General features: G+C 38.2%; 16 protein-coding genes. All 16 read left to right on the forward strand.

All coding sequences use genetic code 11. The features are described from left to right. The first annotated feature begins 4 nt into the window (after positions 1-4). The 16 genes from CNQ82_RS05870 (at position 5) to CNQ82_RS05945 (ending at position 16196) form a co-directional block, all read left to right on the forward strand. Positions 5-496: a CHAP domain-containing protein gene (locus CNQ82_RS05870; protein ID WP_123144488.1), complete on the forward strand. Its 492-nt coding sequence runs from the start codon at positions 5-7 to the stop codon at positions 494-496. A 102-nt stretch (positions 497-598) separates the two neighbouring features. Then, positions 599-1081 (forward strand): signal peptidase II, encoded by a 483-nt coding sequence (gene lspA / locus CNQ82_RS05875; RefSeq protein WP_123144489.1) that lies wholly within the window; start codon positions 599-601, stop codon positions 1079-1081. Between the two features lie 12 nt (positions 1082-1093). Beyond that, a complete protein-coding gene (locus CNQ82_RS05880; protein WP_123144490.1) occupies positions 1094-2011 on the forward strand; it encodes an RluA family pseudouridine synthase in 918 nt (305 codons plus the stop codon). Between the two features lie 652 nt (positions 2012-2663). Beyond that, a complete protein-coding gene (pyrR, locus tag CNQ82_RS05885; protein WP_123144491.1) occupies positions 2664-3191 on the forward strand; it encodes a bifunctional pyr operon transcriptional regulator/uracil phosphoribosyltransferase PyrR in 528 nt (175 codons plus the stop codon). Between the two features lie 226 nt (positions 3192-3417). After that, positions 3418-4704: a uracil-xanthine permease family protein gene (locus tag CNQ82_RS05890; protein ID WP_123144492.1), complete on the forward strand. Its 1287-nt coding sequence runs from the start codon at positions 3418-3420 to the stop codon at positions 4702-4704. 45 nt (positions 4705-4749) lie between these two features. Continuing rightward, positions 4750-5658 carry an aspartate carbamoyltransferase catalytic subunit gene (locus CNQ82_RS05895; RefSeq protein WP_123144493.1) on the forward strand — a complete coding sequence of 303 codons (909 nt, stop codon included), beginning with the start codon at positions 4750-4752 and terminating at the stop codon, positions 5656-5658. Continuing rightward, positions 5645-6919: a dihydroorotase gene (locus tag CNQ82_RS05900; protein ID WP_123144494.1), complete on the forward strand. Its 1275-nt coding sequence runs from the start codon at positions 5645-5647 to the stop codon at positions 6917-6919. The genes CNQ82_RS05895 and CNQ82_RS05900 overlap by 14 nt, the downstream gene beginning before the upstream one ends. Before the next feature lie 6 nt (positions 6920-6925). After that, entirely contained in the window at positions 6926-8032 is a 1107-nt protein-coding gene (locus tag CNQ82_RS05905; RefSeq protein ID WP_123144495.1) for a carbamoyl phosphate synthase small subunit, read from the forward strand. Next, positions 8025-11198, forward strand: coding sequence for a carbamoyl-phosphate synthase large subunit (carB, locus tag CNQ82_RS05910; protein ID WP_123144496.1), 3174 nt, complete (start codon positions 8025-8027; stop codon positions 11196-11198). Before CNQ82_RS05905 ends, carB begins: the two co-directional genes overlap by 8 nt. 188 nt (positions 11199-11386) lie before the next feature. Beyond that, positions 11387-12151 carry a dihydroorotate dehydrogenase electron transfer subunit gene (locus CNQ82_RS05915; protein WP_123144497.1) on the forward strand — a complete coding sequence of 255 codons (765 nt, stop codon included), beginning with the start codon at positions 11387-11389 and terminating at the stop codon, positions 12149-12151. Beyond that, positions 12148-13065 (forward strand): dihydroorotate dehydrogenase, encoded by a 918-nt coding sequence (locus CNQ82_RS05920; protein WP_123144498.1) that lies wholly within the window; start codon positions 12148-12150, stop codon positions 13063-13065. The genes CNQ82_RS05915 and CNQ82_RS05920 overlap by 4 nt, the downstream gene beginning before the upstream one ends. Then, positions 13065-13769 (forward strand): orotidine-5'-phosphate decarboxylase, encoded by a 705-nt coding sequence (pyrF, locus tag CNQ82_RS05925; protein ID WP_095105788.1) that lies wholly within the window; start codon positions 13065-13067, stop codon positions 13767-13769. The genes CNQ82_RS05920 and pyrF overlap by 1 nt, the downstream gene beginning before the upstream one ends. A 1-nt stretch (position 13770) precedes the next feature. After that, positions 13771-14382 carry an orotate phosphoribosyltransferase gene (pyrE, locus tag CNQ82_RS05930; protein ID WP_123144499.1) on the forward strand — a complete coding sequence of 204 codons (612 nt, stop codon included), beginning with the start codon at positions 13771-13773 and terminating at the stop codon, positions 14380-14382. Between the two features lie 22 nt (positions 14383-14404). Beyond that, complete coding sequence (locus CNQ82_RS05935; RefSeq protein WP_123144500.1) at positions 14405-14596, forward strand: hypothetical protein; 192 nt, start codon at positions 14405-14407, stop codon at positions 14594-14596. A 351-nt stretch (positions 14597-14947) separates the two neighbouring features. Further along, positions 14948-15349 carry a VOC family protein gene (locus CNQ82_RS05940; protein ID WP_123144501.1) on the forward strand — a complete coding sequence of 134 codons (402 nt, stop codon included), beginning with the start codon at positions 14948-14950 and terminating at the stop codon, positions 15347-15349. Positions 15350-15536: 187 nt separating this feature from the next. Beyond that, positions 15537-16196 carry a YveK family protein gene (locus tag CNQ82_RS05945; RefSeq protein ID WP_123144502.1) on the forward strand — a complete coding sequence of 220 codons (660 nt, stop codon included), beginning with the start codon at positions 15537-15539 and terminating at the stop codon, positions 16194-16196. Positions 16197-16214 lie beyond the last annotated feature (18 nt).

The following is a 16214-nucleotide window of genomic DNA, read 5'->3' on the forward strand; positions in this document are numbered from 1 at the left end:
ATTAATGAAAAAATTAATAAAGATAGCTGTGTTGCTGTTGATTTTCGGAGGTGCTGTATTCTTTTTCTATGAAAATAAAAATGAAGTAGCGAAATGGGTGGAGCAATTGAAGCCCGATCCGATGCGCAACAATACGTATGAAAAAGGACAGTGCACGTATTATGTATTTGATAAAGTGAAAAAAGATGGCAATTTAATCAGCAACCGTTGGGGTGACGCAGAAAATTGGGCTAAAGATGCTAAAAAAGACGGATATGTGGTCAATCATCAACCCGCCGTGCATGCTTTAATGCAGACGTCAAGAGGTAAAATAGGTCATGTAGCTTATATTGAGCGTGTAAATAAAGACGGTTCCTTTGATGTGACAGAAATGAATTATATTAAACCTTACAAAGTCTCTTCACGTCCCATTACTGCAGAAGAAGCCAAGACTTATGAGTATATTCATCCTAAAAAGAATCCCAAAGCAGAAGATGAAAAAAGCAAAAATAATTAATAGTGTTGGTTCGAATAACAATTTGTTATAATATAACATGTTGTAAAGAACATACGGAGAATCGTTGAATCAGATAAATTGTATTTCTCCGGGGAGGAACGCATGAAAAAACCATATTTTGTTAGTATCACATTGTTTATCACCATTGCTATTTTAGTTTTAGATCAAGTGACTAAAGCAGTTATTGCAAAGTCGATGGCAGTGGGTGATTCTTATACAGTGATACCTAAATTTTTGTATATTACTTCACATCGTAATAATGGGGCAGCCTGGGGAATTTTAAGTGGAAGAATGAGCTTCTTCTTTATTGTAACTATTGTTGTCTTAGGACTATTAGTCTTCTTCTATATCAAAGAAGCGAAAGGCAATTTCTTAATGCAAGTAGCTATTAGTCTATTATTTGCAGGTGCGTTAGGCAACTTTATCGATCGCATGCTGCATGGTGAAGTAGTGGATTTTATTGATACTAAAATTTTCAGTTACGATTTTCCAATCTTTAACGTTGCAGACTCGAGTTTAACGATTGGTGTGATTCTGGTATTAATCGCCTTATTATTTGACTCCCGCAAGTCGAAAGTTCAGTAAAGGAGTATTTATATGACAGAATTTAACTATGAAATAACAGAAGCTGAGCAAGCTGGTCAGCGTATAGATAAGCTGTTGCCAGAATTTAATTCGGATTGGTCTCGAAGTCAAATTCAAGATTGGATCAAAGAAGATTTGGTAACAGTGAATGGTAAGAAAGTAAAAGCAAATCACAAAGTGAAATTGAATGATAAGATTGAAGTGACAGAAAAAGAGACAGTTGAAGCGGACATCAAACCTGAAAACTTAAATCTTGATATCTACTATGAAGATTCAGATATTGCAATTGTGTACAAACCTAAAGGCATGGTAGTGCACCCGTCACCGGGTCATTATACAGGCACATTGGTTAATGGCCTCATGTATCAAATTAAAGATTTATCAGGCATCAATGGTGAAATTCGTCCAGGTATCGTTCATCGTATTGATAAAGATACGTCTGGACTTTTAATGGTCGCGAAAAATGATATTGCACATCGTAATTTAGTGGAACAATTGATGGCTAAAACAGTAACTAGAAAATACACTGCTTTAGTACACGGCAATATTCCGCATGATTACGGCACAATTGATGCGCCGATTGGTCGAGATAAAAAAGACCGCCAATCAATGGCAGTTGTTGATGACGGTAAAGATGCGGTGACACACTTCAATGTCTTAGAACGCTTCAAAGACTATACTTTAGTAGAATGTGAACTAGAAACAGGTCGTACGCACCAAATTCGTGTGCATATGAAGTATATTGGCCATCCATTAGTCGGAGATCCAAAATATGGTCCGAAGAAAACAATGGATATCGGCGGTCAAGCATTGCATGCAGGCGTAATTGGTTTCGAACATCCTGTTACAGGTGAATATATTGAACGCAAAGCAGACTTGCCAGATGACTTCAAACAAGTATTAGAAGATATAAGATTGAGAGAAGCGTAAAAATAATCCCTTGAATTCAGTTAGAGAATACTGAATTCAAGGGATTTTTGTATAAAAAAAGTCTTACTGACACAGTAAGACGTTAGCATTTAAACTACATTTTCGTTTTAAGCTTGTTTTAACTTATTTATGATCTTTTAGAATGAAGTAGAACATTAAAGCAGAAACCGCCTGCTGACCTAGAGTTTTAGAATTATAATCTTTTAGAATTTAAAAATTAATATGATTATCTGCACTTCTTGAAACTTTAAACATACAAGTTCTTTATTTATCTTTTAAAAGATAGGTAAAGAGCTTGTTTTTTAGCTAATTCAAGTCGTAGCAATACATAATTTTATTATGTAAACCGCACCAACCAACCACCTCACCCCCAAAATTTCTCTTTGACTTTTCTTTAATCTATGGTAAACTTATTACAGTTTAATAAAGAAATCGTAAGTCTTTAATTGAGAGTACCGAGATGCTCCGAAGACAGGAAGTTTCAACAAGTGTAGTTAGAACAAATGTATCTACGCCTCTAACTAGACTTGGGTCATTATACCTAAGCAGACTTGTAAACAGTAGTAGGTATAATGGATTCTGACAGGAATCGGATTCCCGTGTCTCTCAATGAGAAGACACGGGGTTTTTTTATAGAAAGGTGAGGGCGAGAATGTCAGAACGTATTGTGTTAGATGAAGCAGCAATGAAACGTACGTTAACACGTATGGCGCATGAAATTTTAGAATACAATCGAGGAACGAAAGACCTTGTATTGCTCGGTGTGAAGACACGCGGTGAATTTCTAGCGAAGAGTATTCAAAGCAAGATTCAACAAATTGAAGATACAACTGTTCCGACAGGTACCATTGATATTACACAATTCAGAGATGATTTAGAATTACCTACGCCAAAGATTTCAGAGAAGTCATTTGTGATAGATGTTGATATCACAGATAAAGTAGTCATCATCATCGACGACGTGCTTTATACTGGACGAACAGTCAGAGCTTCACTTGATGCGATACTCTTGCATTCACGTCCTCAGAAAATCGGATTAGCTGCTTTGGTAGACCGCGGTCATCGCGAACTTCCAATTAGAGCTGATTTCGTTGGGAAGAATATCCCAACTGCACGCGATGAAGCTGTTTCTGTATACGTTAAAGAAACAGACGGACGCAACGCAGTCATAATTAAATAGCCGTACCCTTTTAAATCAGTACGAGAGACTGACAAAGGATTTGATAAGAAGGCATTGAAAGATACTTGCATGACACGAGAGGTCAAGCGAGTTTCGGGTTAGCGAGCATCGTCTATATGCTTGAAACCTTAAGTTCAATGCACACACTTTCTTATCTCTCCCCTTAAGTCTCTTTGCCAGCTGATTGCTGTAAAGAGATTTTTTTCATGAAAGGAAGAAAAAGAGAATGGAAAATGAACAAATGTTTGAACGTACTGTGAAACCAGTACTCGATGTGAATGAGAAACCGAAGCCTTCGCAATGGGCGTTCTTGAGCTTACAACATCTCTTCGCAATGTTCGGTGCCACAGTATTAGTACCATTCCTGACAGGATTGCCGATTTCAGCAGCGCTTCTTGCATCAGGTGTCGGAACATTATTGTACATTTTAATTACCAAAGCGATGATTCCAGCGTATCTCGGATCTAGCTTTGCCTTTATTACACCGATTATTACAGGACTAAGCACACACAGCTTAGGGGATATGCTTGTCGCACTCTTCATGAGTGGTGTCATGTACGTCATTATCGGAATTTTGATTAAGTTAAGCGGCATCGGTTGGTTGATGCACTTGCTGCCACCTGTAGTAGTTGGACCGGTCATCATGGTTATCGGTTTAAGCTTAGCACCGACAGCAGCCAACATGGCCATGTTTGAAAATAGCGCAGACATGAAAGGCTACAATGTCACATACTTGATTGTTGCGATGATTACTTTAATCACAACATTAGTTGTACAAGGTTACATGAAAGGTTTCTTCTCATTGATTCCAGTATTAATCGGAATCATAGTCGGATATATCGCAGCGACAATCTTAGGTATTGTAGATTTCAAACCCGTCATGAAAGCCTCATGGTTAGATTGGCCGCACATTTACTTGCCATTCAAAGATTACACACCAAGTTTCCACATGGGATTGATACTGTTGATGCTCCCAATTGTATTTGTCACAGTCAGTGAACATATTGGACATCAAATGGTCATCAACAAAATCGTTGGACGTAACTTCTTTGAAAAACCAGGATTGCACCGATCAATCATCGGTGATGGTGTTTCAACAATGTTTGCGAGCTTAATCGGTGGACCGCCAAGTACAACATACGGTGAGAATATCGGCGTGCTGGCGATTACAAAGATTTACAGTATCTATGTAATCGGCGGAGCTGCAGTCATTGCAATCATCTTAGCCTTTGTCGGTAAGTTCACAGCATTGATTTCATCTATCCCAACTCCAGTAATGGGCGGGGTATCCATTCTCTTATTCGGTATTATCGCTTCAAGCGGCTTAAGAATGCTGGTTGAAAGCAAGGTAGATTTTTCGGAAAATCGTAACTTAGTAATTGCCTCAGTCATCCTAGTCGTAGGAATCGGTAACTTAATGTTCGATATCCACGGCGTGAAAGTAGAAGGAATGGCATTAGCAGCATTGTCAGGCATTGTTTTGAACTTAATTTTACCTAAAGCTAAAGCGTAAAAAATTTAAAATAAAAATTTATCCAAATCTTAGGGGGATTTAACAATGAAACAATTAGTATCTATGGAAGACTTAACAAATGAAGAAATTTACTCACTTATCGAAACTGCAATCGAATATAAAAAAGGTAATAAACCTAATAAATTTACAGACAAATATGTTGCAAACTTGTTCTTTGAAAACTCAACACGTACAAAATGCAGCTTTGAAATGGCTGAACGTCAATTAGGTTTGCAAGAAATTCCATTTGAAACTAGTACTTCATCTGTTAAAAAAGGTGAATCATTATACGATACATGCAAAACTTTAGAAAGCATCGGTGTAGACGCATTAGTTATCCGTCACCCACAAAATGACTACTACAAAGAATTAGACGGCTTAAACATTCCAGTTATCAACGGTGGAGACGGAAGCGGGCAACATCCGACACAAAGTTTACTAGATATTATGACTATCTATGAAGAATACGGACACTTCGACGGCTTAAACGTATTGATTTGCGGAGATATTAAAAATTCACGCGTAGCACGCAGTAACTACCAAGCACTTACAGCATTAGGTGCAAATGTTAAATTCGCAGCGCCTGATGAATGGGTAGATGAAACATTAGACGCACCATATGTGAAAATTGATGATGTTATCGAAGAAACTGACATTGTGATGTTATTACGTGTACAACACGAAAGACATGACGGTGAATTGAGCTTCGATCCACATGAATATCATGAAAAATATGGCTTAACATTAGAAAGATATAACCAATTAAAACCTGAAGCGATTGTAATGCACCCAGCACCTGTTAATCGCGGTGTTGAAATCGACTCTGACTTAGTAGAAGCACCTAAAGCACGTATTTTCAAACAAATGAAAAACGGTATGTTCTTACGTATGTCAGTTATCACACACATCTTGAATGAAAAAAAGGAAGGGGTTATCTTTGATGTTGCTAATTAAGAATGCGAAAGTATTAAATAATAACGGTGAGTTGACAGAAGCATCTATCCTAGTTGAAAACGATAAAGTAAAAGAAATTGCACCTGAAATTGCGGTCGGTAACGAAGTTGAAGTTATCGACGCAAAAGGTCGCTTTGCTGCACCAGGCCTTGTGGACGTACACGTTCACTTAAGAGAACCAGGCGGTGAGCATAAAGAAACAATTGAAACGGGTACGAAAGCAGCAGCACGCGGCGGATTTACAACAGTGTGTCCAATGCCGAATACGCGCCCAGTACCAGATACGGTTGAACACTTAGAACAATTAAACAAATTAATTGATGATAATGCGAGCGTACGTGTACTTCCTTACGCTTCTATCACAGTCAGACAAGCAGGCAGCGAGTTAGTAGATTTTAAAGGCTTAGCAGATCACGGTGCCTTTGCTTTTACAGATGACGGTGTAGGGGTACAAACGGCAGGTACGATGTATGAAGCAATGCAACAAGCAGCTAAAGTCAACAAAGCAGTTGTTGCACACTGTGAAGATAACAGCTTAATCTACGGCGGTGCAATGCACGAAGGTAAACGTAGTGAAGAATTGGGTATTCCAGGTATTCCAAATATTTGTGAAGCGGTACAAATCGCACGTGACGTCTTATTAGCAGAAGCTGCAGATTGTCATTATCATGTCTGCCACGTTTCTACAAAAGAAAGTGTACGCGCTATCCGCGATGCCAAACGCGCTGGAATTCGTGTTACTGCCGAAGTCACACCGCACCATTTATTAATGACAGAAGACGATATTCCTGGCGATAACGCTATGTTTAAAATGAATCCTCCATTGAGAAGCAAAGAAGACAGAGAAGCCTTGATTGAAGGTTTACTAGACGGCACAATCGACTGTATCGCAACAGACCATGCGCCACATGCAGCAGATGAAAAAGACCAACCAATGGTTAAAGCGCCATTCGGTATTGTAGGTAGTGAAACAGCATTTCCATTGTTATACACATACTTCGTGAAAAACGGAGACTGGTCTTTACAACAATTAGTAGATTATTTAACAATCAAACCGTCAAAAATCTTTGACTTGCCATACGGCACATTAGAAGAAGGTAAAACAGCAGATCTTACTTTAATCGATTTAGAAGAAGAACGTGAAATCAAAGCAGAAGATTTCCAATCAAAATCAAGCAACACACCATTTATCGGTTATAAAGTATACGGTAATCCAGTATTGACTATGGTAGCTGGAGAAGTGGCATTCAAGGAGGACTAATTTAATATGTTGGCAAAACGATATCTTGTATTTGAAGATGGTTCTATATACGAAGGCAGAAAGCTTGGATCAGATCATTTAACTAAAGGCGAAATTGTCTTTAATACGGCAATGACGGGTTACCAGGAAACGATTTCCGACCCGTCTTATACAGGCCAAATTATCACTTTCACTTATCCGTTGATTGGTAATTATGGTATTAACAGAGATGATTTCGAATCTCTTGTACCGACATTAAACGGAGTGGTGGTGAAAGAAGCAAGTACGCATCCAAGCAATTTCCGCAAGCAGAAAACATTTGACGCAGTCTTGAAAGAATTCGATATTCCTGGAATTTGTGGTGTAGATACACGCAGTATCACTCGCAAAATCCGTCAACACGGTGTTTTGAAAGCTGGTTTCGCAGACCATGCAGAAGATATTCCAGAACTTATCGAATCATTAAAACACTTTGAACTGTCTCGCGATGAAGTTCCTACTGTATCGACGAAAACACCTTATGTATCAACTGGCTTTGATTTAAGCGTCGTTTTAGTAGACTTCGGAAAGAAACAAAATATCGTTCGAGAATTAAATGCGCGTGGTTGTAACGTCACAGTAGTGCCTTATAACACATCAGCAGAAGAGATTATTCGGATGGCGCCAGATGGAGTTATGTTATCTAATGGACCGGGCGACCCTGAAGATGTGCCTGAAGCGATTGAAATGATTAAAGGTATTCTAGGCAAAATACCATTCTTCGGTATCTGTCTCGGCCACCAATTATTTGCCTTATCCCAAGGTGCAACCTCATTTAAAATGAAGTTCGGACACCGCGGGGCAAATCATCCGGTCAAAGATTTAGCCACAGGAAAAGTGGCTTTAACGAGTCAAAATCACGGTTATGCGATTGATGTTGACTCAATTGAACCTACAGATTTAGAAGTGACACATATTGCTCTCAATGATCAGACAGTTGAAGGCTTAAAACATAAAACGCTCCCTGCCTTTTCAGTACAATATCATCCAGAAGCATGCCCAGGACCTACTGATTCAAATTATTTATTCGACCAATTTGTCTCTATGATGAATGAATTCAAAGCGAATGAGAAGGAGCGTTACACAAATGCCTAAGAATAATGAGATTAAAACAATTTTAGTAATTGGCTCTGGTCCGATTATTATCGGACAAGCAGCCGAATTTGATTATGCTGGAACGCAAGCTTGTCTTGCTTTGAAAGAAGAAGGTTACAAAGTAATTCTGGTCAACTCTAATCCAGCTACGATTATGACGGATAAAGAGATTGCTGATAAAGTGTATATCGAACCTTTAACACATGATTTTATTGCACGTATTATTCGTAAAGAACAACCTGATGCATTACTACCGACTTTAGGCGGACAAACAGGTTTGAATATGGCGATTCAATTGTATGATAGCGGCGTGTTAGAAGCCAATAATGTGCAATTATTAGGAACAAAGTTAAGTTCTATTCAACAAGCTGAAGACCGTGAATTGTTCCGCAGTTTGATGAATGAGTTAGATGTTCCGGTACCAGAAAGTGATATCGTCAACACTGTCGAGCAAGCCTTTGCATTTAAAGAACAAGTGGGTTATCCACTCATCGTGCGTCCTGCTTTTACAATGGGCGGTACTGGCGGTGGTATTTGTCACAATGATGCAGAATTGAAAGAAGTCGTGACAAATGGCTTGCATTATAGTCCGGCTACACAATGTTTAATTGAAAAATCAATTGCAGGATTTAAAGAAATTGAATACGAAGTCATGCGCGATAAAAATGATAATGCCATTGTAGTATGTAATATGGAAAATATCGACCCAGTCGGTATTCATACAGGTGACTCCATTGTAGTAGCACCGAGTCAAACACTGACAGATGTGGAATACCAAATGTTGCGCGATGTATCGTTGAAAGTGATACGTGCTTTAGGCATCGAAGGGGGATGCAACGTACAACTTGCATTAGATCCCTATTCCATGAATTACTACATTATTGAAGTGAACCCGCGTGTTTCACGTTCATCCGCGCTTGCCTCTAAAGCTACAGGTTATCCAATTGCGAAACTCGCAGCGAAAATTGCTGTCGGTTTAACTTTAGATGAAATGTTGAATCCAGTTACGGGGACTTCCTATGCCGCATTTGAACCGGCTTTAGATTACGTGATTTCTAAAATCCCACGTTTCCCATTTGATAAGTTTGAAAAAGGAGAGCGTGTACTCGGCACTCAAATGAAAGCTACTGGCGAAGTAATGGCTATCGGCAGAACTTACGAAGAATCATTATTAAAAGCGATTCGTTCATTAGAATATGGCGTACATCATTTAGGTTTACCAAACGGTGAAAGTTACGAATTAGACTACATAAAAGAACGTATCTTACAACAAGATGACGAACGTCTCTTCTTTATCGGAGAAGCGATTCGTCGCGGTACTACATTAGAAGAAATACATGAAATGACGCAAATCGATTATTTCTTCTTAAATAAATTCCAACATATTATTGATATCGAACACGAATTAAAAGAACATAAAGGCGACATCGAATATTTAAAATATGCTAAAGATTACGGTTTCAGTGATAAAGTCATTGCACATCGATTCGATATGACAGAAGATGAAGTGACTGAACTGCGTAAAGCTCACGACATTCATCCGGTGTATAAAATGGTCGATACGTGTGCAGCCGAATTTGAATCTTCAACACCTTATTATTACGGCACTTATGAGAGAGATAATGAATCAGTAGTAACCGAGAAAGAGAAAGTCATTGTATTAGGATCAGGCCCAATCCGTATCGGTCAAGGGGTTGAATTCGATTACGCAACTGTACATGCAGTATGGGCGATTCAAAATGCAGGATACGAAGCGATTATAGTCAATAACAACCCAGAAACGGTGTCCACTGACTTCTCTATCTCTGATAAATTATACTTCGAACCTTTAACAGTAGAAGATGTAATGAATATTATTGATTTAGAACAACCTAAAGGTGTAGTCGTGCAATTTGGTGGACAAACTGCGATCAACCTGGCGGAAAAGTTAGCTGAGAAAGGCGTGCGTATTTTAGGAACTTCTTTAGAAAACTTGAATCGTGCTGAAGACAGAAAAGAGTTTGAAGCATTACTCAATAATATACATGTACCGCAACCTAAAGGTAAAACAGCAACCTCTCCAGCAGAAGCATTAGAAAATGCACGCGAAATAGGTTATCCGGTAGTTGTACGTCCTTCATATGTGCTTGGCGGACGCGCAATGGAAATTGTGTACAATGATGCGGAACTTGAGAATTATATGAGAGAAGCGGTAAAAGCAAGTCCAGAACATCCGGTATTAGTCGACCGTTACTTGACGGGTAAAGAAATTGAAGTCGATGCTATCAGTGATGGCGAAACGGTGATTATTCCAGGAATTATGGAACATATTGAAAGAGCGGGTGTACACTCAGGCGACTCCATTGCAGTGTATCCGCCGCAAACACTCACACCAGAAGATATCAACACTTTAGAAGATTACACAACGAAATTAGCAAAAGGTTTAGACATCATCGGCTTAATCAATATTCAATTCGTACTTGCACATGATGGGGTGTACGTACTAGAAGTGAATCCTCGTTCAAGCCGTACAGTACCATTCCTAAGTAAAATCACTCATATCCCGATGGCTCAGTTGGCAATGCGCGCTATCTTAGATGAAAAGTTAAGTGACTTAGGATATCAACCTGGACTTCAACCTTATACAGAAGGTGTCTTTGTGAAAGCACCGGTATTCAGTTTCAATAAATTAAAAAATGTAGACATTACTTTAGGACCTGAAATGAAATCTACAGGTGAAGTAATGGGTAAAGATTTAACGTTAGAAAAGGCGTTATTCAAAGGGTTGACTGCAAGTGGTGTAGAAGTTAAAGATCACGGAACAGTCTTAATAACAGTAAGCGATAAAGATAAAGACGAAATGGTTAAAGTAGCGAAACGTTTAAACGAAGTCGGCTATAAGATTTTAGCGACAGAAGGAACAGCTCAGAAACTTTCTGAACATCACATTCCAGTTGAAACAGTCGGTAAAATCGGTGGGGAAGACGACTTGTTGACACGTATCCAAAAAGGCGAAGTACAGATTGTCATTAATACGATGACAAAAGGGAAAACAATTGAAAGAGATGGATTCCAAATCCGTCGTGCTTCAGTTGAAAATGGTGTCCCTTGCTTAACTTCATTAGATACAGCCAATGCACTTACCAGTGTCATTGAAAGCATGACGTTTACAATGAAACAAATGTAACAAAGCAGCTTTTAGAATCTTGCTTTTAACAGGAGATTCTAGAAGCGCTTCGTTCTGTAAATACCAAAGTTGGAAGTGTAGATTTTTTTAAGAACAGACACATACATTTTACGGGAAATCATGTACAATAAAGAAAGCGAATCAATGAACGACAACCAAGTAATTTATATTGAAGGAGGATATTTGCGGTGGAAGAAAATATTATCGTATCCAATCAGGAAATTGCGGACCGCATTTTCGAAATAAAAGTAAAAGGCCCGGTAACACGGAAAATGAAACAGCCTGGTCAATTTGTGCATATTAAAGTGGGAGAAGGTTCACTGCACATGCTGCGTCGACCTATTTCTATTTGCCATATCGAACCAGAAATCGATACCTTTACGATGTTATACCGTGCAGAAGGCGCTGGTACACAACGCTTATCTGAAATGAAAGCGGACGATACGATCGATATCATTGCACCTTTAGGAAACGGCTTCCCAATTGAAAAAGCAGAACGTAAAGCTTTATTAGTCGGCGGCGGTATTGGTGTTCCTCCATTATACGAATTATCCAAACAATTAAATCGACTTGGTATTGAAACTGTACACGTGCTTGGATTCAGAAGTAAAAAAGATGTGTTTTATGCAGAGCAATTTGAACAATTAGGAGAAACACATATTGTGACTGAAGATGGCTCAATGGGTGCCAAAGGATTTGTGACGAATGTGATTTCGGATCTGCCTGTAGATTATGACATTTACTATACGTGCGGACCTAAACCAATGTTAAAAGCGATTAAAGAACATGAGAAACTTGCTGATGTTGAAGGTTTCTTATCACTTGAAGAACGCATGGGCTGCGGTATTGGAGCATGTTATGCTTGTGTCTGCCATACACCAGAATCTGATACAAGTTATGTTAAAGTCTGTACGGATGGACCGGTATTTGAGAAAGGAGCAGTCATCTTATGAGTCGATTAAATGTTGAAATTCCTGGATTAGATTTGAAAAATCCTGTTATGCCTGCAAGTGGTTGTTTTGCTTTCGGTGCAGAGTTCAGTCAATTTTATGATTTGAGTGAACTAGGCGCGATTATGATTAAAGCAGCGACAAAGGAAGCTCGTTATGGCAATGAAACACCACGCGTAGCTGAAACAGATAGCGGTATGATTAATGCGATTGGTCTGCAAAATCCAGGTGTACATCACATTATTGAACACGAATTGAAGAAGTTAGAACAATTTGATGTTCCGATTATTGCCAACGTAGCAGGTTCTATTGAAGAAGATTATGTTTATGTAGCAGAACATATTTCTAAAGCACCGAATGTCAAAGCACTTGAATTAAATATTTCTTGCCCGAATGTTAAAGAAGGCGGAATGCAATTCGGTGTCGATCCGCAAGTGGCTGCTGAATTAACACGCAAAGTCAAAGCAGTGTCCGAAGTGCCAGTTTACGTGAAGCTATCACCTAATGTGACAAATATTGTTGAAATGGCAGAAGCGATTGCAGAATATGCAGATGGTCTTACGATGATCAATACTCTAGTTGGTTTACGTATTGATGGTAAATCAGGCAGACCGATTATTGCGAATACAGTAGGCGGTTTAAGCGGACCAGCGATTAAACCTGTAGCATTGCGTATGGTTTATGAAGTGCGTAAAGCAGTTGATATTCCAATTATTGCGATGGGCGGCGTGCAAAATGCACAGGATGTCATTGACTATATTTCAGTAGGTGCCAATGCAGTGGCAGTCGGCACAGCGAATTTCCAAAATCCAATGGTATGCAAAGAAATCATTGATGAATTACCCGCTTTATTAGACAAACTTGGTGTCAACCATATTAACGAATTGTACAGAAGAACTCATGAGGTGACGAAATAATGACAAATACAAACTTACCTTTACCGATTATTGCGCTTGATTTCGCAACAGCAGAAGAAGTAGAAAATTTCTTAGATTTATTTGATGAACCGTTATACATCAAAATTGGTATGGAACTTTATTATCAAACTGGACCAGAATTAATCAACCGTATTAAAGATCGCGGACATCATCTTTTCCTAGATTTGAAATTGCATGATATTCCGAATACGGTTAAACAAGCGATGGCAGGACTCGGCCGTCTGAATGTGGATTTAGTGAATGTACATGCAGCAGGCGGAACTGAAATGATGCGCCAAGCGGTAGAAGGGTTACGCAGTGTCAACAAAGATACAAAGATTATTGCTGTGACACAGTTGACTTCTACAACTGAAGAAATGTTGAATAAAGAACAAAATATCCAAACGACTATTGAAGAAGCGGTATTGAATTATGCGAAACTCACTAAGCAAGCAGGATTAGATGGCGTGGTATGTTCTCCGTTAGAAGCGAAATTACTAACAGATGAACTTGGACCGGAATTCTTGAAAGTCACTCCAGGTATCCGTCCAGCAGATTATGGTCAAGATGACCAAAAACGTATTACTACACCAGATGAAGCACGCAAGTTAGGCTCTACGCACATTGTAGTAGGACGTCCGATTACGCAAAGCGAGAATCCAGTAGAAAGTTATCATCAAATTAAAGAAAGTTGGTTAGGTTAATATGTCAAAGAAAATTGCTCAATCATTATTAGATATCGGTGCAGTCGCACTTTCACCCAATGATTTATTTACATGGAGTTCAGGTATCAAATCACCGATTTATTGTGATAACCGTGTAACTTTAGGTTATCCAGCAGTTCGTAACGAAATTCGTGATGGTTTAATTGAATTGATTCAAGAACATTTTCCAGAAGCTGAAATCGTGTCTGGAACTGCGACAGCGGGCATTCCACATGCAGCTTTCATTTCTGAAAAATTAGAGATGCCGATGAGCTATGTACGTTCTAAAAGTAAAAGCCATGGTAAACAAAACCAAATTGAAGGTGCGCCAAGTAAAGGCAAAAAAATTGTGGTTGTAGAAGATTTAATTTCTACAGGCGGTTCTTCATTAGTGGCTGCTGAAGCATTAAAAGAAGCAGGCGCTGAAGTATTAGGAGTGGTAGCCATCTTCACATATGGATTAGCTAAAGCTGATACAATGTTTAAAGAAGCAGATCTTCCTCTCTATACTTTGAGTAATTATAATGAATTAATTGACGTAGCAGAAGACGAGGGCAAAATTTCTACTGAAGATATTAAGTCTTTAGTTGAATGGCGCGATAATTTAGCATAAGATGTACTTGGAGGGGATGACCATGTCCAAAACTGAAGTACATTCAACACAAAATCCATTTGCACATTTGAATAAATTTTTATCGGCAAATGAAGATTATCGAACTCAAGAAGACAACCAAGAACAACTAGAGAATCAATGGTTATCAAACGAACATAGTAAAAATATTTTTAAAAAAGCAAAATCAGATATTAAAGATAAAGGTTATATTTAAAAATTGAGGCATGACAGTCCGAAGCAAGTTACTGGTTTAAAGAATCGGCAACTTGAGGCGGGCTGTTTTGTTTTTCAGAAATAAAAAAGCGAGAGCAGAACATTATTGAGTCCCAATCTCGCTTCAATCTATTATCTAAGATACCATCTTACAAAGAGGTAGCCGAGCAATACGATTAATACCATAACGATAATCGGCCAAATTAAATAAGACATGATTCATCAACCTCCAGTTGTATTATCTCGAATCGGCTTTTACTTATCAATTCATATTAAACGTATTATACTATGTATAGTAAGTTACATATACTGAAAAGGGTTTCGGTAAGCAAAATAGTAGGAGGGGATTTTTGTGCACATTCCAAAAGTTACGACTTTTTTAATGTTCGACAATCAAGCGGAAGAAGCAATTGAATTATACACATCGCTCTTTGAAGATAGCGAAGTGATTTCTATGGTGAAATACGATGAATTCGGAAGCGGTGAAGTGGGTGCTGTACAACATTCGATTTTCCGATTAAAAGACCAAATTCTAATGGCAATTGATAATACTAACGGAACAGAAATTCCGATGAATCCATCTATTTCGTTATTTGTGACAGTAGATAATGCAATGGAAATGGAACGTTTATATAGCGGCTTGAAGAAAGGCGGCGCAATCTTGATGGCCAAGACTGAATTAGGGCCTTATCGCGAATTTGCTTGGATTCAAGATCGTTTTGGAGTGAATTTCCAACTTGCTTTAATGGATTAAAATAGAGTAAGCGGGGGCTGAGACAAGATAATGTCTTAGCCCCCGCTTCTTTTTTGGCTAATATTATATCATTACAGTCAATAATAATGTGTAATTATTTAATGATAAACAACTGGATATATTTATAATAGAAGTGTTTAGAGTAGTTTAAATGCATAATAAATAAATTTAGAGGATGAAGAACATCATGGATAAAACATTAGATCTAAGTATTATATTTGCTGCTTTAAAGAAAAATTTAAAATTGATTATTGGTCTGCCTATATTATTTTTGATTATTAGTACCTTAATAACTATGTTTCTTATAACGCCTAAATATACCTCATCTACCCAGGTTATCGTGACGCAAAAGAAAGTAGAACAGCAATTTCAAGCACAACAAACACAATCTGATTTGCAATTAATAAATACTTATGCTGAAGTGATTAAGAGTCCAAGAGTATTAGACACAGTTTCTGAAAGTTTAACACATCATTATTCAGGAAAAGAACTTGCCAAAATGATTTCTGTCAGTAATAAGTCAGAATCCAAAGTGTTGAATATCAGCGTGACTTCAACGCATGCTAATACTTCAAAAACGATTGCCAACACCACTGCTAAAGTGTTTCGAAAAGAAATCAAGAAAATCATGGATGTAGACAATGTTTCAGTATTGTCAAAAGCTGAAAAAGGAGAAAAAACCTCTCCGAATTTGTTAATTAACAGTGCTATAAGTTTCATCCTAGGTTTGGCTTTAGCCATAGTCTTTGCTTTTATTAGAGGAATTACTGATAAAAGAATTAAAGATGAAAAAGATGTAGAAGAATATTTAGAATTACCGGTTATTGGAACTATCAATAGATTTTAGAGGGGATTAAGAAGGAAA

The sequence above is a fragment of the Staphylococcus debuckii genome (assembly GCF_003718735.1).
Classification (GTDB): domain Bacteria; phylum Bacillota; class Bacilli; order Staphylococcales; family Staphylococcaceae; genus Staphylococcus; species Staphylococcus debuckii.